Source organism: Streptomyces himastatinicus ATCC 53653, from assembly GCF_000158915.1.
GTDB classification, from domain to species: domain Bacteria; phylum Actinomycetota; class Actinomycetes; order Streptomycetales; family Streptomycetaceae; genus Streptomyces; species Streptomyces himastatinicus.
The window spans coordinates 1,998,391-2,024,513 of record NZ_GG657754.1 but is presented as its reverse complement, the minus strand read 5'-3'; the positions used below and the strand labels follow the sequence as shown (position 1 = coordinate 2,024,513).

Sequence of the window (26,123 nt, the reverse complement as noted above, 5' to 3'; positions counted from 1 at the left end):
CCCCGATCCCCCGGCGCAATCTCCTCAAGGCCGCCGCCGCCACCGGCGCGGCCGTTCCGTTCTCCTGGATGCTCGCGCAGAACGCCCCGCAGGCGCATGCCGCTGACCGGGCCGCGGGCCGGGCCGCCGAGGACACAGCCACCGGCGACCCCGTGAAGATCACCTGGCTGGAGGAGGGCGGCCTCGGCGCCGCCGCGGGCAGCACCTTCGGCGTCCCCTGGCCCAAGGGCGCCCACCCCGCCGACCGGACGTTCGCGCTCACCACGGCCGACGGCAAGGACGTCCCCCTCCAGACCTGGGCCACCGCCTACTGGCCCGACGGCTCGCTCAAATGGACCGCGCACGCGGCGGGGGAGGGGCTGGGCGACGGCACCGCCTACCGGCTCACCGCGGATGAGCCCGCCGCCCCCGCCAAGAAGGTCACCGTCACCGAGAAGGGCGGCAGGATCACCGTCGACACCGGCGTGATCAAGGCCGTGATCGGCAAGGACGGCGAGAAGCTCGTCCGCTCCGTCACCCGCGGCGGCACCGAGATCGCCCGCGACGGCCGCCTCGTCCTGCTCCGCCAGGGCGACATCGACGACGGCGACCACGGCAGCGCCAAATGGGACCGGTTCGACGGCGAGATCAGCGCCGCCAAGGTCGAGCAGAAGGGCCCCGTCCGCGCCGTCGTCCGCATCGACGGCAAGCACCGCAAGGGCGGCCGCGGCTGGCTCCCCTTCAGCGTCCGGCTCTACTTCTACGCGGGCGCCGACTCGTTCCGCATGGTGCACACCATCACCTTCGACGGCGATCAGAACAAGGACTTCATCCGCGGCCTCGGCGTCCGCTTCTCAGTCCCGATGCGCGATGAGGCCTACGACCGCCACATCCGCATCGCGGGCGAGGACAAGGGATTCCTCACCGAGGCCGTCAAGGGCATCACCGGACTGCGCCGCGACCCCGGCGCGAGCGTCCGCAAGGCCCAGGTCAAGGGCGAGAAGCTGGCCGACCCCGCCACCTGGGACCAGCGGGTCACCAGCCGGCTGCACCTCATCCCCACCTGGGGCGACTACACCCTCTCCCAGCTGTCCGCCGACGGCTTCACCCTGCGCAAGCGCACCAAGCCGGGCCACGGCTGGATTCCCGCGGGCGGCGGCGGCCGGGCGACCGGCTTCGGCTACGTCGGCGGGGTCAGCGGCGGGCTCTCCTTCGGACTGCGCGACTTCTGGGAGAAGTTCCCCGCCCAGCTCGACATCCGCGGCGCTGCGGGCGACGAGGCCGAGGTCACCCTGTGGCTGTGGTCGCCCGAAGCCCAGCCCATGGATCTGCGCTTCTACCACGACGGCCTGGGCCAGGACACCTACGCCGAACAGCTGGAGGGCCTCAACATCACGTACGAGGACTACGAGCCGAAGTTCGGCACCCCGTACGGCATCGCCCGCACCAGCGAGCTGACCTTCTGGGCCAACGCCGCCACCCCCAGCGCCGACACCCTCGTCCAGCAGGCCGCCGCCCTGCGCACCCCGCCGCAACTCGTCGCCGGGCCCGCCGACCTGGTCCGCGCCAAGGTCTTCGGCGGCCTCTTCTCGCCCGTCGACCGCTCCACCGCCGCCAAGGCGAAGATCGAGGACCGCCTCGACTTCCTCTTCGCGTACCACAAGGGCCAGGTCGAACAGCGCCGCTGGTACGGGTTCTGGGACTACGGCGACATCATGCACACCTACGACGAGGACCGGCACCAGTGGCGGTACGACGTCGGCGGCTACGCCTGGGACAACTCCGAACTCTCCCCGGACCTGTGGCTCTGGCTCGCGTATATGCGCTCCGGGCGCGCCGACATCTACCGCTTCGCCGAGGCCATGACCCGGCACACCGGCGAGGTCGACGCCTACCACCTCGGCAAGTGGACCGGCCTCGGCACCCGGCACGGCGTCCAGCACTTCGCCGACAGCGCCAAGCAGCAGCGCATCTCCACCGCCCTCTACCGCCGCTACCTCTACTACCTCACCGCCGACGAGCGGATCGGCGACATCATGCACGCCCTCGTCGACTCCGACGAGTCCTTCCTCGTCCTCGACCCGCAGCGCAAGGTCCGCCCCGACCCCGACTACAAGCCCGACCGGCACGCCCTGTCCATCGGCTTCGGCACCGACTGGAGCGGACTCGCGGGCGCCTGGCTCACCGAATGGGAGCGGCGCGGGCCCCAGGCCGAGAAGGCCGAGGCCCGGCTGCGCAGCACCATGGAGACCATCGCCGCCCAGACCAACGGCTTCGTGCAGGGCGCCGCGCTGTACGACCTCGACACCGGCAAGTACGCCATCGACGACAAGCCCAAGGTCAGCGTCTCCCATCTGTCCGCCGTCTTCGGCCTGGTCGAGGTGTGCGCCGAGGTCATCGACCTGATCGACCTGCCGGAGTTCAAGGAGGCATGGCTCGACTACTGCCGCTACTTCAACGCCACCAAGGCCGAGCAGAAGGCCCGCTACGGCACCGACTTCGGCTCGCTGATCCTGGTCCAGGGCCACTCGCGGCTCGACGCGTACGCCGCCGTGCAGCTGAAGGACGACACGCTGGCCGCCCGCGCCTGGCAGAAGTTCACCGAATTCCACGAGGGCGACGGCTACCCCGAGGACTCCGTCAGCTGGAAGAGCACCAAGGTCACCGGCCCGGATGTGCTGGTGCCCGGTGTCGAGGCGCCCTGGGTGAGCACCAACGCCACCGCGCAGTACGGGCTCGCCGCCATCCAGAACCTGGCCCTGCTCGGCGACAAGCTGCCCGGCTAGGGGCAGCTACCGCACACTGAGGACATGGACTGGTGCCACTACCGCTTCCGCAGCCGATGGGACCTCGACGCACCGCCCGCCGCCGTCTTCGAGGCACTGGCGGACGGGGACGGCTACCCGCGGTGGTGGCCCCAGGTCCGTGAGGTGCGGCGGATCGACGACCGCACCGGCACGGCCCGCTTCCGCTCCCTCGTCCCGTACGACCTGCACCTCACCGTCACCGAGGCGGGCCGGGACGCCGCCCGCGGCACGCTGCGGATCACCTTCTCCGGCGATCTGGAGGGCTGGGCCCGCTGGACGGTCACGGCGCGCGGCGCGGGCACCCGCGCCCTGTTCGAACAGGACGTGGTGGCGCGCAAGCCGCTGCTCCGTCGCTTCGCGGTGCTTGGGCGGCCGCTGTTCCGCGCCAACCACGCTCTGATGATGCGCGCCGGGTGCCGGGGACTGCGGGCCCGGATGCTCGACCGGCGGCCCGGCCGGAATCCGGTTTGAACCGCACGTCGCCCGACCTGTATTGTTCAGGTCGTTCCACCGGGGCAAACCCCGGAAGAACACACCCGGGCGATTAGCTCAGCGGGAGAGCGCTTCGTTCACACCGAAGAGGTCACTGGTTCGAACCCAGTATCGCCCACCGATCCGGGGCCGGACCGCCAGCAGGCGGTCCGGTCCTGGTGTTTTCCGGGCTTGTCACCGCCGGACATGGGTACCCGCGAGGCTCTCGCGGATGAATCGGAGGGAACCCCATGGCCGTCGCCACCGCAGCCGTCCTGTCCCTGGACTGCGCCGAGCCCGAAGAGCTGGCCAAGTTCTACGCCACCGTGCTCGGAGCCGAGATCACGCCGGTGACCGTCCTCGACCGGATCGACATCGCCGTCCCCGACGGGACGCGCATGTCCTTCATCCGGGACCACGGCTACGCCCCGCCGAGCTGGCCCCGCCCGGACGACTCCCAGCAGGCCCACCTGGAACTGCTGGTGGACGACATGGACGCCGCCGAACGCCAGGTCGTCGACCTGGGGGCACGGCCGCTGGACACCAAGGACAACGGCGGCCCGAACGACGTCCGCCTCTACTCCGACCCGGCCGGACACCCGTTCAGGCTCCGGCACGCCTGAGCGTTCGGCTATGCCGCCGCCGGGAGGTCCGGACGCAGCGGCCACGCCGGGTCGCAGACCTCGTCCGAGCCGTTGAGCGCGAACCAGGCCTGGAGGCCGCGCGCCTGCGCCGCGTACCAGGCCGTCTGCCGGGCGTGCAGCTCACTGGGCGTCAGCTTCTCCACCCGTGACGCGTAGCGGCGGCCCACCGCCCGTACGACCTCCAGGGCGGCCATGGCGTCCGCCGCCGCGTCGTGGGCGCCCGTCAGCTCGACGCCGTAGTGCGCACACAGATCGGTGAGCGTGCGACGGCCCTTGCGATAGCGGTCCAGGTGCTTGTCCAGCACCCGGGGATCGAGGACGGACAGCGAACGCAGCGACAGATAGGTCGCCAGCGTGGCATTGCGGTGCCGCTTCAACTCGCGGTCCAGCAGCGTCAGATCGAACGGCGCGTTCATCACCACCACCGGGGTACCCCGCGCGGTCTGCTCGGCGAGCGCCCGCGCCACCTCGTCCATCACCGGAGCAGGCCACCGGCCGTGCTGCTGGAGATGCGTGTCGGTCAGCCCGTGTATCTCGGTCGCGGCCTGCGGCACCGGTATGCCCGGGCTCACCAGCCAGCGCCGCACCTCCGGCAGACTTCCCGCGCCGCGCTGGACGACGAGCGCGGCCGACACGATCCGGTCGTGCTCGACGTCGATGCCGGTCGTCTCCGTGTCGAACGCGGCGAGCGGCCCCTCGAACCAGGACGACATGGCCTCAACTCCTCGTGCATACGTGCCCCATGACCTCCGGATCCCGCCCCGACCTGGTGATACCCGGAGGGAGGTGGCCGAACCACCGCTGTTTGCACGCCATCTGACGGGGAGACAACACAGGTGTACGGACACCGGCGACGACCGGAAGGCGTCACGCACATGGCGCTCGCGCAGCCCGAACCGGCCCCGTCGGCGAGCGGTCTGCTGTCCGAGCGGACCGCACCCCCGCGCGGCCACATCGCCACCACCGCCTGTATGGAGACGCTCCAGGTGGGCTATCTTCACGCGGTCGCGGCGGCCGCGGGCTGCTCGCTCGCGCAGCCCTTCCCGGACCACGGCATCGACTGGCACGTCAGCCACAGCGCGCCCGGCCACGCCATGGACGACGAGGTGACGATCAAGGTGCAGCTGAAGGCCACGTATCAGCTGGCACCGCATCCGCCCGGCCCGACCTTCGCCTTCACCCTTGACAACGAGCACCTGGTCAAGCTCGCCCGCAGCCCGGTCTCCGTGCACAAGATCCTCGTGGTGATGATCGTGCCGCGGGACCGGGACGACTGGATACGGGCCGGTCACGACCGTCTGGCACTGCGGCACTGCTGCTACTGGATCAACCTGGCGGGCCACCCGGTGACGGGCCGCCGCCGGACCACCGTGCGGATCCCGACCTCGCGGATCTTCGACGACCGCGCGCTCTGCGAGATCATGACCCGGGTCGGGGCGGGAGGGAGACCCTGATGGACCGCGACCCCCTGACGCACCGCGACCCCCTCACGGGCCGCGACCCCCTCATGCACCGCGACCGCGACCGCGGCCGCGTGCCCCGCCCCGACGGGCCCGCGCCGCGCCCCGACGAGGTGGACCCCGCCGTCCTCGGTGCGCTGCTCGCGCGGCACGGCTGGCGCCGCCGCGGCGGCGCCCGGGGGCGGTACGCCCGCTGGACGCCCCCGGGCGAGCTGCCGGGCACCAGCCTGCTCGTGCCCGAGCGCCGCGACTTCCCCGACAGCGTCGACCTCCTCGGCGAGGCGCTGCTCGCCCTGGCCCGCAGCGCCGCGCCCTCCGCCCGCGAGGTGCTCACCGGCCTCGCCGTGCCCAGCGATGAGATCCGCTGGTGGCGCGAGGCGCCCGAGTCCCAAGGCGGCACCGCCGCCTGGCCCGCGCAGGAGCGGCTGCGCGCCGCCGCCCGGGCCACCCTGCTGGCCGGGGCGCTCGCCGCCCGGGGCAGGGCCGGGTACTACGGCGCACGGCACCGGCGGGCGGCCGAGGCGTCCCTGGAACGGGTGCTGACCGGCCCCGCTGGCGCCGTGACCGGCGGCCATCAGCTGACCGTCTTCGTCCCCGTCGAGGACGGCCGGGCCACCACCGCCACCCTGCTGCGAGCCCTCTACGCGCTGCGTGACGCCGTCGACTACCAGCGCGCCACCGGCGGAATGGAAGCGTTCGACGCGGCCGTGGCGGCGGGGGTGAGCCGTGAGCTGACCGAGGCCGTCGTGGCGCTCGTCCAGGGCGCCGAGGGCGCCCGTATGGCCTTGGAGTGGTCACCGGCCGCCGGTCCGCCGCCGGGGTTCTCCACCCGGCCCGCGCCGGTCGAGTTCACGCCCGGTGATCTGCCGGGGCTGCGCGAGGCCGGGGCCCGCTACGTACGGGACGAGCCGTCCGTACCCGTGCGGGTCACCGGCGCCGTGGTGCGCCTGGGCCGTGCCGGGCCGGGCGGCCCCGGGACGGTGCGGCTGCGGGTGCTGGCCGGGGCGGACGTGGCGCGGCTGCGGATCGTGCTGGACGAGGACGACTACCGGATCGCGGGCCATGCCCATCTGGTCGGGCTGCCGATCCGGGTGAGCGGGCGGCTGGAGAGCCGCGGCGGCTTCCGGCGGCTGAGCGGAGCCGGTGACGTCGCCCCGGTGCGGGTGGACGACGCGGAGCGGGACCGGCTGCTCAAGTCGCTCCAGGAGAACCTGGACTTCTTCGAGGAGGCGTGCGGGGAGGAAGCGTGCGGCGAGGAGGCGCCCGGCGAAACCTGATCGCGCCGGGGCGCCGCCTTCGCCGTTCGCGCGGACAACCGTTTCGCGGTCGGGCCGGTCGGCTCGGTACGATTCTCGCTGCGCGGCATTCGCCGCGGGTAGCGATCCTTCAGTCAGGAGAGACCGGTGTCAGACGTCCGTGTGATCATCCAACGCGATTCCGAGCGGGAAGAGCGCGTGGTGACGACGGGCACTACGGCGGCGGACCTCTTCGCCGGCGACCGCTCGATCGTCGCCGCGCGCGTGGGCGGGCAGCTGAAGGACCTGGCGTACGAGCCCGCCGACGGCGAAGAGATCGAGCCGGTGGAGATCACCAGCCAGGACGGTCTGGACATCCTGCGCCACTCGACCGCGCATGTGATGGCGCAGGCCGTGCAGGAGCTGTTCCCGGAGGCCAAGCTCGGCATCGGCCCGCCGATCAAGGACGGCTTCTACTACGACTTCGACGTCGAGACCCCGTTCCAGCCGGAGGATCTCAAGCGCATCGAGAAGAAGATGCAGGAGATCCAGAAGCGGGGCCAGAAGTTCTCGCGCCGTGCGGTCACCGACGAGGCCGCCCGCGAGGAGCTGGCCGCCGAGCCGTACAAGCTGGAGCTGATCGGCCTCAAGGGCTCGGCCGCGGACGCCGCCGAGGGCGCCTCCGCCGAGGTCGGCGCGGGCGAGCTGACCATCTACGACAACCTCGACGCGAAGTCCGGCGACCTGTGCTGGAAGGACCTGTGCCGGGGGCCGCACCTGCCGACCACCCGGAACATCCCGGCCTTCAAGCTGATGCGCAGCGCCGCCGCGTACTGGCGGGGGAGCGAGAAGAACCCGCAGCTCCAGCGGATCTACGGCACCGCCTGGCCGACCAAGGACGAGCTGAAGGCGTACCTGGAGTTCCTGGCGGAGGCCGAGAAGCGCGACCACCGCAAGCTGGGCGCCGAGCTGGACCTGTTCTCCTTCCCGGACGAGCTGGGCTCGGGCCTGGCGGTCTTCCACCCGCGCGGTGGCGTGATCCGCAAGGAGATGGAGGACTACTCGCGGAAGCGGCACGAGGAGTCGGGGTACGAGTTCGTCAACAGCCCGCACATCACCAAGGCCAAGCTCTTCGAGACCTCCGGTCACCTGCCGCACTACATGGACGGCATGTTCCCGCCCATGGAGTTCGAGGGGCAGGACTACTACCTCAAGGCCATGAACTGCCCGATGCACAACCTGATCTTCAGGGCGCGCGGGCGGTCGTACCGTGAGCTGCCGCTGCGGCTGTTCGAGTTCGGCACGGTCTACCGGTACGAGAAGTCCGGCGTCGTCCATGGCCTGACCCGGGCCCGGGGCTTCACCCAGGACGACTCGCACATCTACTGCACCAAGGAGCAGATGGCCGATGAGCTGGACAATCTGCTCACCTTCGTGCTGGATCTGCTCCGCGACTACGGTCTGAACGACTTCTATCTGGAGCTGTCCACCCGCGACGACTCCGACAAGTTCATGGGCGAGCCGGAGCAGTGGGAGGAAGCCACCGAGGAGCTGCGCAAGGCCGCCGAGAAGCAGGGCCTGGAGCTGGTCATGGACCCGGGCGGCGCGGCCTTCTACGGCCCGAAGATCTCGGTCCAGGCGAAGGACGCCATCGGCCGCACCTGGCAGATGTCGACCATCCAGGTCGACTTCAACCAGCCCGCCAGGTTCAACCTGGAGTACACGGCGGCCGACGGTTCGCGCCAGCAGCCCGTCATGCTCCACCGGGCGCTCTTCGGGTCGATCGAGCGCTTCTTCGCGGTGCTGCTGGAGCACTACGCGGGCGCCTTCCCGGCCTGGCTCGCCCCGGTCCAGGCAGTGGGCATCCCGATCGGCGACGGCCATGTGCCGTACCTGGAGGAGTTCGCCGCCCAGGCGCGGGCGAAGGGCCTGCGGGTGGAGGTCGACTCGTCGTCCGACCGGATGCAGAAGAAGATCAGGAACGCTCAGCGCAGCAAGGTCCCGTTCATGGTCATCGCCGGTGACGAGGATGTGGCGGCCGGGGCGGTCAGCTTCCGCTACCGCGACGGTTCGCAGAAGAACGGCATCCCGATCGACGAGGCGATCGCCGAGATCATCGACGTCGTGGAGCGCCGGGTACAGGTGTGATCCGAACTCCGAGGGGCGGTCCCGTGCCGGGGCCGCCCCTCGGGGCATCCCCGGCCGCCCGGGACGAATATGCTGGCCCGCATGACGAGTGAGCCGGAGCAGCAGATCGGAGTGGGAACGCCGGACGCGTTCCAGCGCCTGTGGACGCCCCACCGGATGGCGTACATCCAGGGCGAGAACAAGCCCAGCGGCCCGGGGGCGGGCGATGGCTGTCCGTTCTGCTCCATCCCGGACAAGTCCGACGAGGACGGCTTGATCATCGCCCGGGGGGAGCGCGTCTACGCCGTGCTCAATCTGTACCCGTACACCGGTGGTCACCTCATGATCGTCCCGTTCCGGCACCTGGCCGACTACACCGAACTGGACTCCGAGGAAACGATCGAGCTGGCGGAGTTCACCAAGACCGCCATGACCACGCTGCGCACCGCCTCGGGCGCGCACGGTTTCAACATCGGGCTCAACCAGGGCACCGTCGCCGGGGCCGGGATCGCCGCCCATCTGCACCAGCACGTGGTGCCCCGCTGGGGCGGCGACAGCAACTTCATGCCGGTCATCGGCAACACCAAGGTGCTGCCGCAACTGCTGGCCGACACCCGCCGGTTGCTCGCCGACGCCTGGCCGAAGCCGTAGCGCAGCCCCTTGGCCCATGGGCCCGGCGGCACCGCCGCCGGGCCCTTTGCCGTGCGCGTCGCCTTACGCGTCGTACAGGTCGGCCTTCTTCGGGGCGGCGTCCTGGACCTGGCCGCTGAGAGCCAGCGAGCGGCTGCCGAAGCGCTCGGTGTCCACGCCATGGTGCTTGAGCACGCCGATCGCCGCCTCGTGGACCACCCGCAGCACGGGGGCCGCCGTCCGCAGCGCGTCGTCCGCCATGAAGCGGTGCCGCCAGGGCTTGTCGGCCCAGGCGTGGCGCAGCCCGAACGGCTCCGGCAGCACGAGCTTGCCGCCGAGGTGGTCGAGGATCGGCGGGTACCAGGTGAAGGGGGCGCGCGCGGCGAGCCGCACCACCTCCTGGGGCTTCACGAGCGGCAGCGGGATCGACTTGGTCTCCCAGAACCGGAAGGTCTTGGGGACCGTCTTCGTGGGCGCAGACGGCTTGCCGAAGAACAGCGGGTGCACCGGGCCCAGCGCATGCCCGGTGACCTCGATCCGCATCGTCTTGTGCAGCAGCGTCACCGTGATCATGAGCGTGATCACCAACTGGCCGTCCCACAGCACGAACTGCACGCCCAGGTAGTGCCGGTCACCGGAGTCGAACTGCTGCTGATCGCAGATCCGCTGGAGCTCGACGCCCTTTATCAGGAAGCCTTCCTCCTCGGAGGCACCCTTGCGCTCGACCGACTTGGCGCCCTCGGTGACGGCGGAGACCACCCAGTGGCGCACCTGGGGCGGGGTGGTGAAGCCGCCGGTGTGCAGCGGGGTGCGCTCCAGCAGGCGCAGCTGGTCGTGGATCGCCCGTATGACGTCCCAGCTGCGGAAGGGGTCGATCTCCTTGTCGGGGTCGGCCGACACCAGGTCCTCGGCGAGCTGCCAGCTGCCCCAGCGGGTGCCCATGCCGAGTATGCCCTTGGCGCCGGCGTAGAAGACCACGTTGCTGTACTGCTCGGCGGTGAGCTTGTGCAGTGACTTGCGCAGCACCTCGGCGGAGGTCTGGCCCGGGTGGTTGGGCACCGTCTCGGGCACCTTGGCGCCGACTCCGGTGCCCGAGACCAGCCCGCCCCAGTAGTCCCGCAGCTCCTTGGCGGTGCGCTCGCAGATCTGCTTGGCGATGAACCAGCCGATCACCGGGGCGACCACCACGCCCCGCAGGTATATGCCCCAGAAGCCGCTGAACGGCAGCCTGATCAGGAAGATGAGGACGAAGATGCCGAGCGCCAGCATCAGGGCGGTGCCCAGCGCTCCCATCCGCTTGTCCTGGGCGCCGGCCACCGAGCGGCGCAGCTGGAAGGCGCCGAGCCACAGCAGCGCCCCGGGGAGGAACAGCAGCCCGAAGATCACCATGACGACGGTGAGGCGCGAGTCCCGGACCTTGCGGATCCGGTTGGCGGCCAGGCAGTGCTCGACGATCGTCTGGGGCTCGGTGCCGAAGGACTGGATCACCTGGTTGCGGCCGCCGCCGAGCATGCGCAGCTGCACGGCGCGCGAGAACGCCTCGCCCAGGTTCGGCTCGAACAGCGAGATCTTGGGCGCCTTCACCTCCGAGACCGTCCACTCGGAGTTGGCCTCCAGCAGCTTCGCCACCGGGTCGTCACGGTAGGCGGCGGAGGCGAGCGCCTGTGTCGCCGCCGTCTCTCCCGCAGACCCGGACAGGGGCACCTGTGCCCCGGGACTGAAATCGAATCCGTCCGTCACCAACGCCCCCAATACCGCACGCTGCTTGCGCTGCGACCTCAGCGTATAGGGGGTGCGTACCGCCTGTCGCCAGGGCGTGGTGGCCTGTGGATAACTTCCCCGCTCACGGGCGCGCGCCACCCGCCGTCCGCCCCGGCTCTCATGGGCGCGCGCCGACCGCCGCCCGCCCCGGACGAGTTGGGGCGGGCGGCCTACGACGGCCCGTGAACTAGGTCCCGGCCGCGGCCCGTTCGTCGCGTACCCGCTCGGCCACCTGCGGCGGCATCGGCTCGTGGCGGGCGTACGAACGGCTGAACCGCCCGGTGCCGTGCGACAGCGACCGCAGGTCGACCGCGTACCGGCCGATCTCGATCTCCGGGACCTCCGCCTGGATCAGGGTTCGGCCGCCGCCCGACTGTTCGGTGCCGACGACCCGGCCGCGCCGCCCGGACAGGTCGCTCATGACGGCGCCGACATAGTCGTCGGAGATCAGGACGCCGACCTTGACCACCGGCTCCAGCAGCTCGATCCAGCAGTCGGCGGCCGCCTCGCGCAGTGCGAGCGCACCCGCCGTCTGGAACGCGGCGTCGGAGGAGTCCACCGAGTGCGCCTTGCCGTCGAGCAGTGTGATCCGCACGTCGACCAGTGGGTTTCCGGTGGAGACGCCGCGCGCCGCCTGGGCCCGTACGCCCTTCTCGACGGACGGGATGAACTGCCGGGGCACCGCGCCGCCGACGACCTTGTCCACGAACTCGATGCCCGAGCCGCCCGGCAGCGGCTCGACCTCGATCTCGCAGATCGCGTACTGGCCGTGCCCGCCGGACTGCTTGACGTGCCGCCCGCGCCCGGCGGCCTTGCTGCCGAACGTCTCGCGCAGCGCGACCTTGTACGGCACGGCGTCCACCTGGACGCCGTACCGGGCGCGCAGCCGCTCCAGCGCGACGTCCATATGGGCCTCGCCCAGGCACCACAGCACCACCTGGTGGGTGTCCGGGTTCTGCTCAAGACGCATCGTCGGGTCCTCGGCGACCAGCCGCGACAGGCCCAGCGACAGTTTGTCCTCGTCCGCCTTGCTGTGTGCCTCGATGGCGACGGGCAGCAGCGGGTCGGGCATCTGCCAGGGCTCCATGAGCAGCGGCCGATCCTTGGCCGAAAGCGTGTCCCCGGTCTCGGCGCGGGTCAGTTTGGCGACGCACGCCAGATCGCCCGCGATGGCCTGGGACAGCATGCGCTGCTGCTTGCCGAACGGCGTGGACAGGGCGCCCACCCGCTCGTCCACGTCATGGTCCTCGTGGCCGCGATCCTCCAGGCCGTGCCCCGAGACATGCACCGTCTCGTCCGGGCGCAGCGTCCCGGAGAAGACCCGGACCAGCGAGATCCGGCCGACATACGGATCGGAGGAGGTCTTGACGACCTCGGCGGCCAGCGGACCGTCCGGGTCGCAGGTCAGCGCCGGGCAGGCACCGCCCTGCGGGGTGGTGACCGCGGGTGCCTCGCGCTCCAGCGGGGTCGGGAAACCGCGGGTGATCAGCTCCAGCAGCTCGGTGGTGCCCAGGCCCTGTCGGGAGCCGCCCGCGGCGGGCGCCGCGGCCAGCACGGGGTGGAAGCTGCCGCGGGCGACGGCCTTCTCCAGGTCGTCGATCAGCGTCTTGACGTCGATCTCCTCGCCGCCCAGATAGCGGTCCATGAGGGTCTCGTCCTCGCTCTCGGCGATGATCCCCTCGATGAGCCGGTCGCGGGCCTCCGCGACCATCGGGACCTGGCCGTCGGTGGGCGGGGTCTCGGTCCGTACGCCCGAGGAGTAGTCGTAGACCTGCTGGGAGAGCAGGCCGATCAGCCCGGTCACCGGGGCGTGCCCGTCCGGGGCCGGTTCGCCGCGCAGCGGCAGGTACAGCGGCAGGACGGCGTCGGGGTCGTCGCCGCCGAAGGTCCGGCGACAGATCTCGGTCATTTCCTCGAAGCTGGCGCGGGCCGCCTCCAGGTGCGTGATCACGATGGCGCGCGGCATCCCGACCGCCGCGCACTCCTCCCACACCATGCGGGTGGCGCCCGCTATGCCCACGGCGTCCTGGGCCGCCGAAACGACGAAGAGGGCCGCGTCCGCTGCCCGCAGACCGGCCCTCAGCTCTCCGACGAAGTCGGCATAGCCTGGGGTATCGAGGAGATTGATCTTCATCCCGCCCCATTCGACGGGGACCAGGGACAGCTGCACCGAGCGCTGCTGCCGGTGCTCGATCTCGTCGTGGTCGGAGAGGCAGCCGCCGTCCTCGACCCGGCCGGCCCGGTTGATCGCGCCGGTCGCCAGCGCGAGGGCCTCCACCAGCGTCGTCTTTCCGGACCCGCTGTGGCCGACCAGCACCACATTCCGCAGGGAGCTGGGCCGGTCGGCCGCCGCTGCCCTTCCGGCGGCCCCTGGGTGTGTGTTCGTCTTCTCGCCCATGTGTCTCGCCTCCAGGTCGACACCTTGCGATACTTCGAGCTTTCCACCGAGGTCACGGTGCGTCCATACGTCGCACATCCGGGCATCCCGCGGGAGGGGCGTGGGAGCGGTCCGACAGGTGCGCGGCGGCCCGGTGGCGCCTGGCTACGATGGGCCCGCCGGTGGCCTCTTGACCATCCGGCCCGTATCGACCACCGGGAAGGCCATGCTGAACAAGTACGCGCGTGCTTTCTTCACGCGTGTTCTCACACCGTTCGCCGCCCTGCTCATCCGCCTCGGCGTCAGCCCGGACGCGGTGACGCTCACCGGAACCGGTGGTGTGATCGCGGGGGCGCTGGTCTTCTACCCCCGGGGGGAGTTCTTCTGGGGCACCGTCGTCATCACGCTCTTCGTCTTCTCGGACCTGATCGACGGCAATATGGCGCGGCAGCTGGGCCGCTCCAGCCGCTGGGGCGCGTTCCTCGACTCGACGCTGGACCGGGTCGCCGACGGGGCGATCTTCGGCGGTCTGGCGTTGTGGTATGCGGGCGGGGGAGACGACAATGTGTTGTGTGCGGTGACCATCTTCTGTCTCACCAGTGGCCAGGTGGTCTCGTACACCAAGGCGCGCGGCGAGAGCATCGGGCTGCCGGTGAACGTCAACGGGCTGGTGGAGCGCGCCGAGCGGCTGGTGATCTCGCTGGTCGCCTGCGGCCTCTCCGGCCTGCACATGTTCGGTGTGCCGCACATCGAGATCCTGCTCCCGATCGCGCTGTGGATCGTCGCCGTCGGCAGTTTCGTGACCCTCGTACAGCGCGTGGTCACCGTGCGCCGGGAGGCCGCCGAGGCGGACGCCACGGAGCACGCGGTGCCCCAGGGGGGCGAGACGCGGTGAAGGACAGGCTGACCGACGCGCTCTACGGGCTCGGCTGGAGCACGGTCAAGAAGCTCCCCGAGCCGGTCGCGGTGCGCCTCGGGCAGCGCATCGCCGACCAGGCGTGGAAGCGGCGCGGCAAGGGCGTACGGCGGCTGGAGGCCAATCTCGCGCGCGTCGTCCCCGAGGCCTCGCCGCGGCGGCTGGCCGAGCTGTCCCGGGCGGGCATGCGGTCGTACATGCGCTACTGGATGGAGTCCTTCCGGCTTCCGACGTGGAGCGCGGAGCGCATCCGCGGGGGCGTGGAGATCAAGGACGCGCACTATCTGGTCGACGGTCTTGCCAGCGGCCGCGGGGTGGTCCTCGCCCTGCCTCACATGGGCAATTACGACCTCGCCGGGGCCTGGGTCACCACCAAGCTGGAGGTGCCGTTCACCACGGTCGCCGAGCGGCTGAAGCCGGAGTCGCTGTACGACCGCTTCGTCGCCTACCGCGAGGGGCTGGGCATGGAGGTGCTGCCCCACGAGGGCGGAGCCGCGTTCGGGACGCTGGCGCGGCGGCTGCGGGCGGGCGGACTGGTCTGCCTGGTGGCCGACCGGGACCTGTCCGCCTCCGGCGTGGAGGTGTCGTTCTTCGGCGAGACCGCGAAGATGCCCGCGGGCCCGGCGCGGCTCGCGGCGCAGACCGGCGCGCTGCTGCTGCCGGTCACGCTCTGGTACGACGAGTCCCCGGTCATGCGGGGGAGGGTGTACCCGCCCGTGGAGGTGCCGGAGAGCGGCACCCGGGAGGAGCAGACCGCCGTCATGGCCCAGCAGGTCGCCGACGCCTTCGCCGAGGGGATCGCCGAACACCCGGAGGACTGGCACATGCTCCAGCGGCTGTGGCTCGCCGACCTGGATCGGGGTCCCGGAGGCCCGGGTGGGGGCTCCGGAGTCCGGGATCAGGATTCCGGAGTCCGGGATCAGAGTCCCGGAAGGGAGACGACGTGAAGATCGGGATCGTCTGCCCCTACTCCTGGGACGTCCCGGGCGGAGTGCAGTTCCACATCCGCGACCTGGCGGAGCACCTCACCCGGCGCGACCATGAGGTCTCCGTCCTCGCCCCCGCGGACGACGAGACGCCGCTGCCGCCCTACGTCGTCTCCGCGGGGCGCGCGGTTCCGGTGCCGTACAACGGATCCGTCGCCCGGCTCAACTTCGGCTTCCTGTCCGCCGCCCGGGTGCGGCGCTGGCTGCACGACGGCGCCTTCGACGTCATCCACATCCACGAGCCCACCTCGCCCTCCCTCGGGCTGCTCGCCTGCTGGGCGGCGCAGGGGCCGATCGTGGCCACCTTCCACACCTCCAACCCCCGCTCGCGGGCCATGATCGCCGCGTATCCGATCCTCCAGCCCGCGCTGGAGAAGATCAGCGCGCGCATCGCGGTCAGCGAGTACGCGCGGCGGACCCTGGTCGAGCATCTGGGCGGCGACGCCGTCGTCATCCCCAACGGCGTCGACGTGGGCTTCTTCGCCGACGCCGAGCCGAAGGAGGAGTGGCAGGGCGACACGATCGGGTTCATCGGCCGCATCGACGAGCCCCGCAAGGGGCTGCCGGTGCTGATGCGCGCCCTGCCGAAGATCCTCGCCGAGCGCCCCCGGACCCGGCTGCTGGTCGCCGGGCGCGGCGACGAGAAGGAGGCGGTCGCGGGCCTGCCGGAGCATCTCCGGGACCGGGTCGAGTTCCTGGGGATGGTCAGCGACGAGGACAAGGCGCGCTTCCTGCGCAGCGTGGACGTGTACATCGCGCCCAACACGGGCGGCGAGAGCTTCGGCATCATCCTGGTCGAGGCCATGTCGGCGGGCGCCCCGGTCCTCGCGAGCGATCTGGACGCCTTCGCGCAGGTCCTGGACGGGGGAGCGGCCGGTGAGCTGTTCGCGAACGAGGACGCGGACGCGCTGGCGACCGCGGCGGTACGGCTGCTGGGCGACCCGGACCGGCTCGCAGAGCTGCGGGAGCGCGGCAGCAGCCATGTGCGGCGCTTCGACTGGTCGACCGTGGGGGCGGACGTCCTGGCGGTCTACGAGACGGTGACGGACGGGACGTCGTCCGTCGACGCCGACGACCGCGTCGGCCTCCTGACCCGCCTGGGCCTGACCCGGGACTAGGGCGGGCGCTGACGACGGCAGGCGGTAGCGTGGCGCGGCGTGAGCACACTGATCTGGGTCGCGGTCGCGCTGGTGGTCGTCGCCGTCTATCTGAGCTGGACCGCGGGGCGTCTGGACCGGCTGCACAGCCGTCTGGACGCGGCGCGGGCGGCGCTGGACGCGCAGCTGCTGCGCCGCGCTTCCATCACCCAGGAGCTGGGCACCGCCGGAGTGCTCGACCCCGCCTCGTCGATGGTGCTCTACCAGGCCGCGCACGCCGCCCGGCAGGCCGAGGAGGAGCACCGTGAGGTCGCCGAGAGCGAGCTGAGCCAGGCGCTGCGGGCCGTCTTCGAGGAGCCCGCGCAGGTCGAGGCGGTGCGGGAGGCGCCGGGCGGTGAGGCGGCGCTGGAGGAGCTGGCGGAGGCGGTGCGCCGGGTGCCGATGGCGCGGCGGTTCCACAACGACGCGGTGCGGGCGGCGCGGGCGCTGCGCCGCCACCGCAAGGTGCGCTGGTTCCGGCTGGCGGGCCATGCCCCGTTCCCGCTGGCGTTCGAGATGGACGACGAGCCTCCGGCGGCCCTGGTGGCACGCGCGGCGCACTGAGCCCTTGGAGCCACCGGCCTTCGATTGGCCCTTGCCGGGGCCAGTCCCGAGCGGGTTTGGTTGATGCGTGTACCACACACGTCCATGACCCGAGCCGGATGGCCGGGTCATGAACAGGTATCGAACGGCCCTACGATGGGTTCATCGCACTTTTCACTATCGAGTGAGGTCAAACCGTGTCCACCACGTCCGCCAGCACGTCCCCGTCCGCAGAGAATCCGGCGGCTCCCGCGACCGGTACCGCCCGCGTCAAGCGCGGCATGGCCGAGCAGCTCAAGGGCGGCGTGATCATGGACGTCGTCACGCCGGAGGAAGCCAAGATCGCCGAGGACGCCGGGGCCGTCGCGGTCATGGCGCTGGAGCGGGTTCCGGCCGACATCCGCAAGGACGGCGGCGTGGCCCGGATGTCCGACCCGGACATGATCGACGGCATCATCAGCGCGGTCTCCATCCCGGTCATGGCGAAGTCCCGGATCGGCCACTTCGTCGAGGCGCAGGTGCTCCAGTCCCTGGGCGTCGACTACATCGACGAGTCCGAGGTGCTGACCCCCGCCGACGAGGTCAACCACAGCGACAAGTGGTCCTTCACCACCCCCTTCGTGTGCGGTGCCACCAACCTGGGCGAGGCGCTGCGCCGGATCGCCGAGGGCGCGGCGATGATCCGTTCCAAGGGCGAGGCCGGCACCGGCAACGTCGTCGAGGCCGTCCGTCACCTGCGCCAGATCAAGGGCGAGATCGCCCGGCTGCGCGGCCTGGACAACCACGAGCTGTACGCCGCGGCCAAGGAGCTGCGCGCCCCGTACGAGCTGGTCGCGGAGATCGCGCAGACCGGCAAGCTGCCGGTCGTGCTGTTCTCCGCCGGTGGCGTCGCCACCCCGGCCGACGCCGCGCTGATGCGTCAGCTCGGCGCGGAGGGCGTCTTCGTGGGCTCGGGCATCTTCAAGTCCGGTGACCCGGCGAAGCGCGCCGCGGCGATCGTGAAGGCGACCACCTTCTACGACGACCCGAAGGTCATCGCGGACGCGTCCCGCGACCTGGGCGAGGCCATGGTCGGCATCAACTGCGACACCCTCCCCGAGGCCGAGCGGTACGCCAACCGCGGCTGGTAATCACCACATCGACGCGTCCGGTGGACGGCCCGCGCCGCCCGCGGGCCGTCCACCGACGCGTATCCCCCTGACATCCGAGAGGTCCCCGTACCGTGTCCGAGACGCCCCAGACTCCCCTCGTCGGCGTGCTCGCCCTCCAGGGCGACGTCCGTGAGCACCTGGCCGCGCTCACCGCGGCCGGCGCCCAGGCCCGGCCGGTGCGCCGCCCCGAGGAACTGGCCGAGGTCGATGGCCTGGTGATCCCCGGCGGGGAGTCCACCACCATGTCCAAGCTCGCGGTGATCTTCGGGCTGCTGGAGCCGCTGCGCGAGCGCATCCGGGCGGGCATGCCGGTATACGGCACCTGCGCCGGTATGATCATGGTCGCGGACAAGATCCTCGACGGCCGGGACGACCAGGAGACCCTGGGCGGCATCGACATGATCGTGCGCCGCAACGCCTTCGGCCGCCAGAACGAGTCCTTCGAGGCCGCGGTCGACATCAAGGGCATCGACGGCGGCCCGGTGGAGGGCGTCTTCATCCGCGCGCCGTGGGTCGAGTCGGTGGGCGCCGCCGCCGAGGTGCTGGCGACGTACGGCGATCACGTGGTCGCGGTCCGGCAGGGCAATGTCCTCGCGACGTCGTTCCACCCGGAGCTGACCGGTGACCACCGGGTGCACGCCCTGTTCGTGGAGATGGCTCAGCGCGCGTAGCGCTCCGTTGAGGGCGACGGTGGGCGACGGGAAGATGGCTCAGCGCGCGTAGCGCTCCGTTGAGGGTGGCGGTGGGCGACGGGAGGGCGGGGACCGCGCGCTGAGCGGCGATCCCGGTAGGATCGCAGGCGTTCGTACAGCATTGGGTAACGCGAAGGAGACAGGCGGATGTCCGGCCACTCTAAATGGGCTACGACGAAGCACAAGAAGGCCGTGATCGATGCCAAGCGCGGCAAGCTCTTCGCGAAGCTGATCAAGAACATCGAGGTCGCGGCCCGCATGGGCGGAGCCGACATCGAGGGCAACCCGACGCTCTTCGACGCCATCCAGAAGGCCAAGAAGCAGTCGGTTCCGAACAAGAACATCGACAGCGCGGTCAAGCGCGGTGCGGGTCTTGAGGCGGGCGGCGCCGAGTACGAGACGATCATGTACGAGGGCTACGGCCCCAACGGTGTCGCGGTGCTCATCGAGTGCCTGACCGACAACCGCAACCGCGCCGCCTCCGATGTCCGCGTGGCCATGACCCGCAACGGCGGCTCGATGGCCGACCCGGGCTCCGTGGCCTACCTGTTCAACCGCAAGGGCGTCGTCATCGTCCCCAAGGGTGAGCTGAGCGAGGACGACGTGCTGGCCGCGGTGCTCGACGCGGGCGCCGAGGAGGTCAACGACCTCGGCGAGTCCTTCGAGGTCCTCAGCGAGGCCACCGACCTGGTCGCGGTCCGCACCGCGCTCCAGAAGGAGGGCATCGACTACGACTCGGCCGACACCAACTTCGTGCCCACCATGCAGGTGGAGCTGGAGGAGGACGGCGCGCGCAAGATCTTCAAGCTGATCGACGCGCTCGAGGACAGCGACGACGTGCAGAACGTCTTCGCCAACTTCGACGTCTCCGACGACGTCATGGCCAAGGTCGACGCCTGAGACACATCGCCTGAGGGCGCATCAGCACACGCATGGCGGGCGGGTCGGCGGGGACACACCCCACCGGCCCGTCGGCGTTGCCGGACGGCGTTGTCGGTGGCAGCCGCTAGCCTGCGGGATCAGATGCAGGAACAGATGACCGAAGCGCGATGAGGGGAGGGGCGCGGTGCGGGTGCTCGGTGTGGACCCGGGGCTGACCCGGTGCGGCATCGGCGTCGTCGACGGGGTCGCGGGCCGCCCGCTGCGGATGGTGGGCGTCGGCGTCATACGGACCCCCGCGGACGCCGAGATCGGCGACCGCCTCGTCCTCGTCGAGCGCGGCATCGAGGAGTGGCTGGACGCGCACCGGCCCGAATTCGTCGCGGTGGAGCGGGTGTTCAGCCAGCACAATGTGCAGACCGTGATGGGCACCGCCCAGGCCAGCGCCGTCGCCATGCTCTGCGCGGCGCGCCGCGGGCTGCCGGTCGCGCTGCACACCCCCAGCGAGGTCAAGGCGGCCGTCACCGGCTCGGGACGCGCCGAGAAGGCGCAGGTCGGCGCGATGGTCACCCGGCTGCTGCGGCTGGACGCCCCGCCCAAACCGGCCGACGCCGCCGATGCCCTGGCGCTCGCCATCTGCCACATCTGGCGCGCCCCCGCGACCAACCGGCTCCAGCAGGCCGTCGCCGCCCACCGCACCGCGCGCGCCCCGCGCTCCCCGCGAGCCCCCCGCTCCACGAAAGGCCGTATTACATGATCGCGTTCGTCTCCGGTCCGGTCGCGGCCCTCGCCCCGAACACCGCCGTCATCGAGGTCGGCGGTGTCGGGATGGCGCTCCAGTGCACTCCGGGCACCCTGTCCGGGCTGCGGATCGGCGAGGCGGCCCGGCTGGCCACCTCGCTGGTGGTCCGCGAGGACTCCCTGACGCTCTACGGCTTCGCGGACGACGACGAGCGCCAGGTCTTCGAGCTGCTCCAGACCGCCAGCGGGGTCGGCCCCCGGCTCGCCCAGGCCATGCTGGCCGTGCACGCGCCGGACGCGCTGCGGCTCGCCGTCTCCACCGGTGACGAGAAGGCGCTCACCGCCGTCCCCGGCATCGGCAAGAAGGGGGCGCAGAAGCTGCTGCTGGAGCTGAAGGACCGGCTCGGCGAGCCGGTCGGCACCACGGTGCCCGCCGCCCGCCCGCCCGCGGCCGCGGGCTGGAGCGATCAGCTGCACACCGCCCTGGTCGGCCTCGGGTACGCCACCCGGGAGGCCGACGAGGCGGTGTCCGCCGTCACCCCGCAGGCCGAGGCGGCCCTGGCCGAGGGCGGCATGCCGCAGGTGGCGCAGCTCTTGCGGGCCGCCCTCCAGACCCTGAACCGCACCCGCTGACCGGTCGGCGGCGCGCAGTGCCGCGCCCGGCCGGACCGCTCGATGAGACCTCGCGAGGCGAAACGCAGTGAACTGGGACGAGACCGCACCGGCCGACGCCGACGACGCCCTGTCGGGCGCCCTGCCCGGCGGCGCGGGCAGCCGGCTGGTGGGCGCCGACGCCGACGGGGACGACCAGGCGGTGGAGGCCGCCCTCCGCCCCAAGGACCTGGGGGAGTTCGTCGGCCAGGAGCGGGTCCGTGAGCAGCTGGACCTGGTCCTCAAGGCGGCCAGGCAGCGCGGCGGCACCGCCGACCACGTGCTGCTCTCCGGTGCGCCCGGGCTCGGCAAGACCACCCTCTCGATGATCATCGCGGCCGAGATGGGCGCCCCGATCCGCATCACCTCAGGACCGGCCATCCAGCACGCGGGCGACCTCGCCGCGATCCTCTCCTCGCTCGCCGAGGGCGAGGTGCTGTTCCTGGACGAGATCCACCGCATGTCCCGGCCCGCCGAGGAGATGCTGTACATGGCGATGGAGGACTTCCGCGTCGACGTCATCGTCGGCAAGGGGCCCGGGGCCACCGCCATCCCGCTGGAGCTGCCGCCGTTCACCCTGGTCGGCGCGACCACCCGGGCCGGGCTGCTGCCGCCCCCGCTGCGCGACCGCTTCGGCTTCACCGGCCATATGGAGTTCTACGCCCCCGCCGAGCTGGAGCGTGTGATCCACCGCTCCGCCCGGCTCCTGGAGGTGACCATAGAGCCCGAGGGCGCGGCCGAGATCGCCGGGCGCTCCCGCGGCACGCCCCGTATCGCCAACCGGCTGCTGCGCCGGGTGCGGGACTACGCCCAGGTCAAGGCGGACGGCGTCATCACGCGGGAGATCGCCGGGAGCGCCCTGGCGGTCTACGACGTGGACGGCCGGGGCCTCGACCGGCTGGACCGGGCGGTGCTCAGCGCCCTGCTCAAGCTGTTCGGCGGCGGCCCGGTGGGCCTGTCGACCCTGGCGGTCGCGGTGGGGGAGGAGCGTGAGACGGTGGAAGAGGTCGCCGAGCCGTTTCTGGTGCGCGAGGGCCTGCTGGCCCGTACGCCCCGGGGCCGGATCGGGACCCCCGCGGCCTGGGAGCACCTGGGCCTCACCCCGCCGCAGCGCGGCACCGGGGGCGGCCAGAGCGGCCTGTTCGAGGCGTGAAGGCGCGTATTCTCCGGGTTCGTGGCGTGAAGAGCGAATAATGGCGGGGTCAGGAACCCGGGTGCCACGCCGGGCGTTGTTCCATAGGTGCGGGCTCGCTTAGACTCCGCCGATGCCGTCCGTATGCCGGACGCTACTCCGTACGGCATACCCACCCCCGTAGACCAGGCCGCGCCCCAGCGGTCGTGTGAAGGATCTCCGTCCCGTGAATATCGTGACTCTCCTGCCGTTCATCGTGCTCATCGGGGCCATGTTCCTGATGACTCGGTCGGCCAAGAACAAGCAGCGCCAGGCCGCACAGATGCGGGACACCATGCAGCCGGGCACCGGCGTGCGGACCATCGGCGGCATGTACGCGACGGTCAAGGAGGTCCACGACGACACGGTCCTCCTCGAGGTGGCCCCCGCCGTTCACGCGATCTACGCGAAGAACGCGATCGGCGCCGTCCTCTCCGACGCCGAGTACAACCACATCGTCCACGGGATCGACCCCGATGACGACGCCGCCGGCGCCGACACCCCTGTCGTCCCCGACGACGCCTCCTCGCTGACCGCCACGCCCGCGGGCGACGCCGACGCGGCCGACGAGGCGACGACGGACGGTGAGCCGGAGGGCGAGAAGGCCGACGCCAAGAAGATCGACCTCGGTAAGAACGACGCCGACGCGGCCGACGCGCCCGAGGACGAAAAGCGGGACGGCGGCGCCGACGCCAAGTAGTCCTGATGTGTGAACCACGGCGTGCCACCGCTCGGCGCGCCGTGATTCATGGACGCTCTAGGCTCCGGCGGGGGCACACCCCCACAAGACTTCGTGGCCGCCCCGCGCACATCCGCTGCGGGGCGGTTGGACAGGGAGATACGACAAGGTGGCAGCACCGAAGAAGGGCCGCAGGTCCCCCGGGTCACAGGGCAGGCCCGGGCGCGCGCTGGCCGTGATCGTGATCGCCATGGTGGCGCTCGTCGGGGGGATGTTCCTCTCCGGTCACACCACACCGCGGCTGGGCATCGACCTCGCGGGCGGCACCAGCTTCACGCTGGAGGCCAAGAACCAGCCGGGCAAGCCCAACGCGATCAACACGGCCAACATGAACACCGCCGTCGGCATCATCGAGCGACGGGTCAACGGTCTGGGTGTGTCCGAGGCCGAGGTCCAGACGCAGGGCGACAAGCACATCATCGTGAACATCCCCAAGGGGACGAACGCGAAGCAGGCCCGGCAGCAGGTCGGCACCACCGCCCAGCTGTACTTCCGGCCGGTGGTGACCACCACGTCCGGCGGCAAGACCAAGCAGCCCAGCAGCACCCCGTCGCCCTCCGCGAGCGCGTCGAAGGGCAAGACGGACAAGGGCGGCCAGAGCGGCAGCGAGAAGCCCAAGGCCTCGTCGCCCACCCCGACCTCCACCACCCAGGGCCGTGCCGTGCCCGAGGCGCTGAAGGCCGACAAGGCGGCGCCGACGCCCACCCCGTCCAAGACCCCCGGGAGCGGCGAGACGGGCAAGCCCTCGGACACCCCCAGCCAGCCCAGCAAGTCCGACCAGGAGAAGCTGGCCAAGGAGTTCGCGGCGCTGGACTGCACCAAGCCGACGGGGCGTGCCGCGGCGGCCGAGAAGGCGGCCAACAGCAAGCCGACCGAGCCCGTTCTGGCCTGTAGCCAGAAGGGTGACTCCAAGTTCGTCCTGGGCCCCTCCGAGGTCGAGGGCACCGACGTCGACGACGCCTCGTCCGTCTTCGAGAGCCAGAACGCCTCGGGCTGGATCGTTCAGCTCGACTTCAACGACAAGGGCGCCAAGAAGTTCGCCAAGACGACCGGTGAGCTGACCAAGCAGCAGTCGCCGCAGAACCGCTTCGCGATCGTCCTGGACGGCGAGGTCGTCTCCGACCCCGAGGTCACCCAGGGCGCCATCACCGGCGGCCGGGCCACCATCTCCGGCGGCTTCACCCAGCAGAGCTCCGCGGACCTGGCCAACGTGCTGTCCTTCGGTGCGCTGCCGCTGTCCTTCGACATCGCGGACGAGACCACCGTCTCCGCGGCCCTCGGCGGTGAGCAGCTCCAGGCCGGTCTGATCGCCGGTGCCATCGGTCTCGCCCTCGTGGTGATCTACCTGGTCGTCTACTACCGCGGACTGTCGCTGGTGGCCATGGCGTCCCTCGCGGCCTCCGCCATACTGACGTACACGATCATGGTGCTGCTCGGACCGGGCATCGGCTTCGCGCTGAACTTGCCCGCTGTCTGCGGTGCGATCGTGGCGATCGGTATCACCGCCGACTCGTTCATCGTCTACTTCGAGCGGATCCGTGACGAGATCCGGGAGGGCCGCTCGCTGCGCCCGGCCGTCGAGCGCGGCTGGCCCCGGGCCCGGCGCACCATCCTGGTCTCCGACTTCGTGTCGTTCCTCGCCGCCGCGGTGCTCTTCATCGTGACCGTCGGCAAGGTGAAGGGCTTCGCCTTCACCCTGGGGCTGACCACGCTGCTCGACGTCGTCGTGGTGTTCCTGTTCACCAAGCCGCTGATGACCCTCCTCGCCCGCCGCCCGTTCTTCGGGAACGGCCATCCGTGGTCCGGTCTGGATCCCAAGCGCCTCGGGGCCAAACCACCGCTGCGCCGCCGTCGTCCCGCCGCCCCCGGCCCCGCCGACACGAAGGAGGCGTGAGATGTCGCGACTCGGCAATCTCGGCGCCAGGCTCTACCGAGGCGAGGTCGGCTACGACTTCGTCGGCAAGCGGAAGATCTGGTACGCCATCTCGATACTGATCACCATCACGGCCATCGCGGGCCTGGCGGTGCGCGGCCTCAACATGGGCATCGAGTTCTCCGGCGGCGCGGTCTTCAACACCCCGAGCAGCAAGGTCTCGGTCTCCCAGGCCCAGGAGGTGGCGGAGAAGGCGTCCGGCGGCCACACCGCGGTCGTCCAGGAGCTGGGCCGCGGCGGCCTGCGGATCCAGATCAGCGAGCTGGGCACCAAGGAGGCCGTGCCGGTCCAGGAGAACCTGGCCAAGGAGCTGGGCGTCAAGACCGACAAGATCGACACCCAGCTGGTCGGCCCGAGCTGGGGTGAGGAGATCGCCGGAAAGGCCTGGCAGGGCCTCGCGATCTTCATGGTCCTGGTGGTGATCTATCTCGCCATCGCCTTCGAATGGCGCATGGCGCTGGCAGCCCTGATCGCCCTGGTCCACGACCTCACCATCACCGTCGGTGTGTACGCGCTGGTCGGCTTCGAGGTCACCCCGGGCACCGTGATCGGTCTGCTGACGATCCTCGGTTACTCCCTCTACGACACCGTCGTGGTCTTCGACGGTCTCAAGGAGGGCTCCAAGGACATCACCAAGCAGACCCGCTTCACCTATCCCGAAGTGGCCAACCGCAGCCTCAACTCGACCCTGGTGCGGTCCATCAACACCACGGTCGTGGCGCTGCTGCCGGTCGGCGCGATGCTCTTCATCGGCGGCGGTCTGCTCGGCGCGGGCATGCTCAACGACATCTCGCTCGCCCTGTTCGTCGGCCTCGCGGCCGGTGCGTACTCCTCGATCTTCATCGCCACCCCGCTGGTCTCCGACTTCAAGAGCCGTGACCCGCAGATGAAGGCGCTGGCCAAGCGGGTGCGCGCCAAGCGCGCCGCGGCCGCCAAGGCGGAGGCCGAGCGCGAGCCGAAGGACGAGGACCACTCGGGCGCCGACGGCGACGACGCGGACCTGGAGGACGCGGCCGCGGCCGGAGTCGTCGGCCAGCGCGCCAGCCCGCTCTCCCGCAACCGGGGCCGCGGCCGACCGTCGGGGAAGCGCCGAT

23 protein-coding genes and 1 tRNA gene are annotated in these 26,123 nt (G+C 71.2%); 21 read left to right on the top strand and 3 right to left on the bottom strand.

Annotation, left to right across the window (positions count from 1 at the left end; all coding sequences use genetic code 11):
* The 4 genes from SSOG_RS07820 to SSOG_RS07805 all read left to right on the top strand — a co-directional run.
* Positions 1-2,765 (top strand): exo-rhamnogalacturonan lyase family protein (locus SSOG_RS07820; protein ID WP_245606241.1); only part of this gene is annotated, 2,765 nt, incomplete at its 5' end.
* A 24-nt stretch (positions 2,766-2,789) separates the two neighbouring features.
* Positions 2,790-3,257, top strand: coding sequence for an SRPBCC family protein (locus SSOG_RS07815; RefSeq protein ID WP_009713671.1), 468 nt, complete (start codon positions 2,790-2,792; stop codon positions 3,255-3,257).
* A gap of 67 nt (positions 3,258-3,324) precedes the next feature.
* Positions 3,325-3,396, top strand: a tRNA-Val gene (locus SSOG_RS07810).
* 112 nt (positions 3,397-3,508) lie between these two features.
* Positions 3,509-3,880, top strand: coding sequence for a VOC family protein (locus tag SSOG_RS07805; RefSeq protein WP_009713670.1), 372 nt, complete (start codon positions 3,509-3,511; stop codon positions 3,878-3,880).
* A gap of 8 nt (positions 3,881-3,888) precedes the next feature.
* Here SSOG_RS07805 and SSOG_RS07800 read toward each other — a convergent pair whose 3' ends face one another.
* Positions 3,889-4,614, bottom strand: a complete 726-nt coding sequence (locus SSOG_RS07800) for a 3'-5' exonuclease (RefSeq protein WP_009713669.1) — start codon at positions 4,612-4,614, stop codon at positions 3,889-3,891.
* Between the two features lie 162 nt (positions 4,615-4,776).
* On the opposite strand from SSOG_RS07800, the gene SSOG_RS07795 reads away from it, so the two are divergent.
* The 4 genes from SSOG_RS07795 (at position 4,777) to SSOG_RS07780 (ending at position 9,374) form a co-directional block, all read left to right on the top strand.
* Positions 4,777-5,355: a DUF4365 domain-containing protein gene (locus tag SSOG_RS07795; protein ID WP_009713668.1), complete on the top strand. Its 579-nt coding sequence runs from the start codon at positions 4,777-4,779 to the stop codon at positions 5,353-5,355.
* 53 nt (positions 5,356-5,408) lie between these two features.
* The gene (locus SSOG_RS07790; RefSeq protein WP_009713667.1) at positions 5,409-6,638 is read left to right on the top strand and encodes a hypothetical protein; all 1,230 of its coding nucleotides are present in this window, start codon (positions 5,409-5,411) and stop codon (positions 6,636-6,638) included.
* Positions 6,639-6,764: 126 nt separating this feature from the next.
* A complete protein-coding gene (gene thrS / locus SSOG_RS07785; protein WP_009713666.1) occupies positions 6,765-8,744 on the top strand; it encodes a threonine--tRNA ligase in 1,980 nt (659 codons plus the stop codon).
* A gap of 69 nt (positions 8,745-8,813) precedes the next feature.
* Positions 8,814-9,374 carry an HIT family protein gene (locus tag SSOG_RS07780; RefSeq protein WP_009713665.1) on the top strand — a complete coding sequence of 187 codons (561 nt, stop codon included), beginning with the start codon at positions 8,814-8,816 and terminating at the stop codon, positions 9,372-9,374.
* A 63-nt stretch (positions 9,375-9,437) separates the two neighbouring features.
* On the opposite strand, the gene SSOG_RS07775 is transcribed toward SSOG_RS07780, so the two are convergent.
* Positions 9,438-11,093: a hypothetical protein gene (locus tag SSOG_RS07775; protein WP_009713664.1), complete on the bottom strand. Its 1,656-nt coding sequence runs from the start codon at positions 11,091-11,093 to the stop codon at positions 9,438-9,440.
* A 208-nt stretch (positions 11,094-11,301) separates the two neighbouring features.
* Complete coding sequence (locus SSOG_RS07770) at positions 11,302-13,512, bottom strand: elongation factor G-like protein EF-G2 (RefSeq protein WP_009713663.1); 2,211 nt, start codon at positions 13,510-13,512, stop codon at positions 11,302-11,304.
* Between the two features lie 205 nt (positions 13,513-13,717).
* Here SSOG_RS07770 and pgsA point away from each other — a divergent pair, with 205 nt between their 5' ends.
* From pgsA to secF, 13 genes are all read left to right on the top strand, one after another.
* The gene (gene pgsA, locus SSOG_RS07765; protein WP_039936865.1) at positions 13,718-14,386 is read left to right on the top strand and encodes a phosphatidylinositol phosphate synthase; all 669 of its coding nucleotides are present in this window, start codon (positions 13,718-13,720) and stop codon (positions 14,384-14,386) included.
* Positions 14,383-15,354: a phosphatidylinositol mannoside acyltransferase gene (locus SSOG_RS07760; protein ID WP_009713661.1), complete on the top strand. Its 972-nt coding sequence runs from the start codon at positions 14,383-14,385 to the stop codon at positions 15,352-15,354. Before pgsA ends, SSOG_RS07760 begins: the two co-directional genes overlap by 4 nt.
* Positions 15,351-16,511, top strand: a complete 1,161-nt coding sequence (locus SSOG_RS07755; RefSeq protein ID WP_009713660.1) for a glycosyltransferase family 4 protein — start codon at positions 15,351-15,353, stop codon at positions 16,509-16,511. Before SSOG_RS07760 ends, SSOG_RS07755 begins: the two co-directional genes overlap by 4 nt.
* A gap of 39 nt (positions 16,512-16,550) precedes the next feature.
* Positions 16,551-17,093 (top strand): hypothetical protein, encoded by a 543-nt coding sequence (locus SSOG_RS07750; protein WP_009713659.1) that lies wholly within the window; start codon positions 16,551-16,553, stop codon positions 17,091-17,093.
* 176 nt (positions 17,094-17,269) lie between these two features.
* Complete coding sequence (gene pdxS, locus SSOG_RS07745) at positions 17,270-18,202, top strand: pyridoxal 5'-phosphate synthase lyase subunit PdxS (RefSeq protein ID WP_009713658.1); 933 nt, start codon at positions 17,270-17,272, stop codon at positions 18,200-18,202.
* Between the two features lie 92 nt (positions 18,203-18,294).
* Positions 18,295-18,894, top strand: coding sequence for a pyridoxal 5'-phosphate synthase glutaminase subunit PdxT (gene pdxT, locus SSOG_RS07740; RefSeq protein WP_009713657.1), 600 nt, complete (start codon positions 18,295-18,297; stop codon positions 18,892-18,894).
* 168 nt (positions 18,895-19,062) lie between these two features.
* Entirely contained in the window at positions 19,063-19,815 is a 753-nt protein-coding gene (locus SSOG_RS07735; RefSeq protein ID WP_009713656.1) for a YebC/PmpR family DNA-binding transcriptional regulator, read from the top strand.
* A 166-nt stretch (positions 19,816-19,981) separates the two neighbouring features.
* Complete coding sequence (gene ruvC, locus SSOG_RS07730; protein WP_039936860.1) at positions 19,982-20,551, top strand: crossover junction endodeoxyribonuclease RuvC; 570 nt, start codon at positions 19,982-19,984, stop codon at positions 20,549-20,551.
* Positions 20,548-21,168 carry a Holliday junction branch migration protein RuvA gene (ruvA, locus tag SSOG_RS07725; RefSeq protein WP_009713654.1) on the top strand — a complete coding sequence of 207 codons (621 nt, stop codon included), beginning with the start codon at positions 20,548-20,550 and terminating at the stop codon, positions 21,166-21,168. Before ruvC ends, ruvA begins: the two co-directional genes overlap by 4 nt.
* 67 nt (positions 21,169-21,235) lie before the next feature.
* Positions 21,236-22,339 carry a Holliday junction branch migration DNA helicase RuvB gene (gene ruvB, locus SSOG_RS07720; protein WP_039936858.1) on the top strand — a complete coding sequence of 368 codons (1,104 nt, stop codon included), beginning with the start codon at positions 21,236-21,238 and terminating at the stop codon, positions 22,337-22,339.
* Positions 22,340-22,544: 205 nt separating this feature from the next.
* The gene (yajC, locus tag SSOG_RS07715; RefSeq protein ID WP_009713652.1) at positions 22,545-23,057 is read left to right on the top strand and encodes a preprotein translocase subunit YajC; all 513 of its coding nucleotides are present in this window, start codon (positions 22,545-22,547) and stop codon (positions 23,055-23,057) included.
* A gap of 148 nt (positions 23,058-23,205) precedes the next feature.
* Entirely contained in the window at positions 23,206-24,990 is a 1,785-nt protein-coding gene (gene secD / locus SSOG_RS07710) for a protein translocase subunit SecD (protein WP_039936855.1), read from the top strand.
* A 1-nt stretch (position 24,991) separates the two neighbouring features.
* The coding region (gene secF, locus SSOG_RS53345) for a protein translocase subunit SecF (protein ID WP_039936853.1) at positions 24,992-26,123 on the top strand (1,132 nt) is incomplete at its 3' end.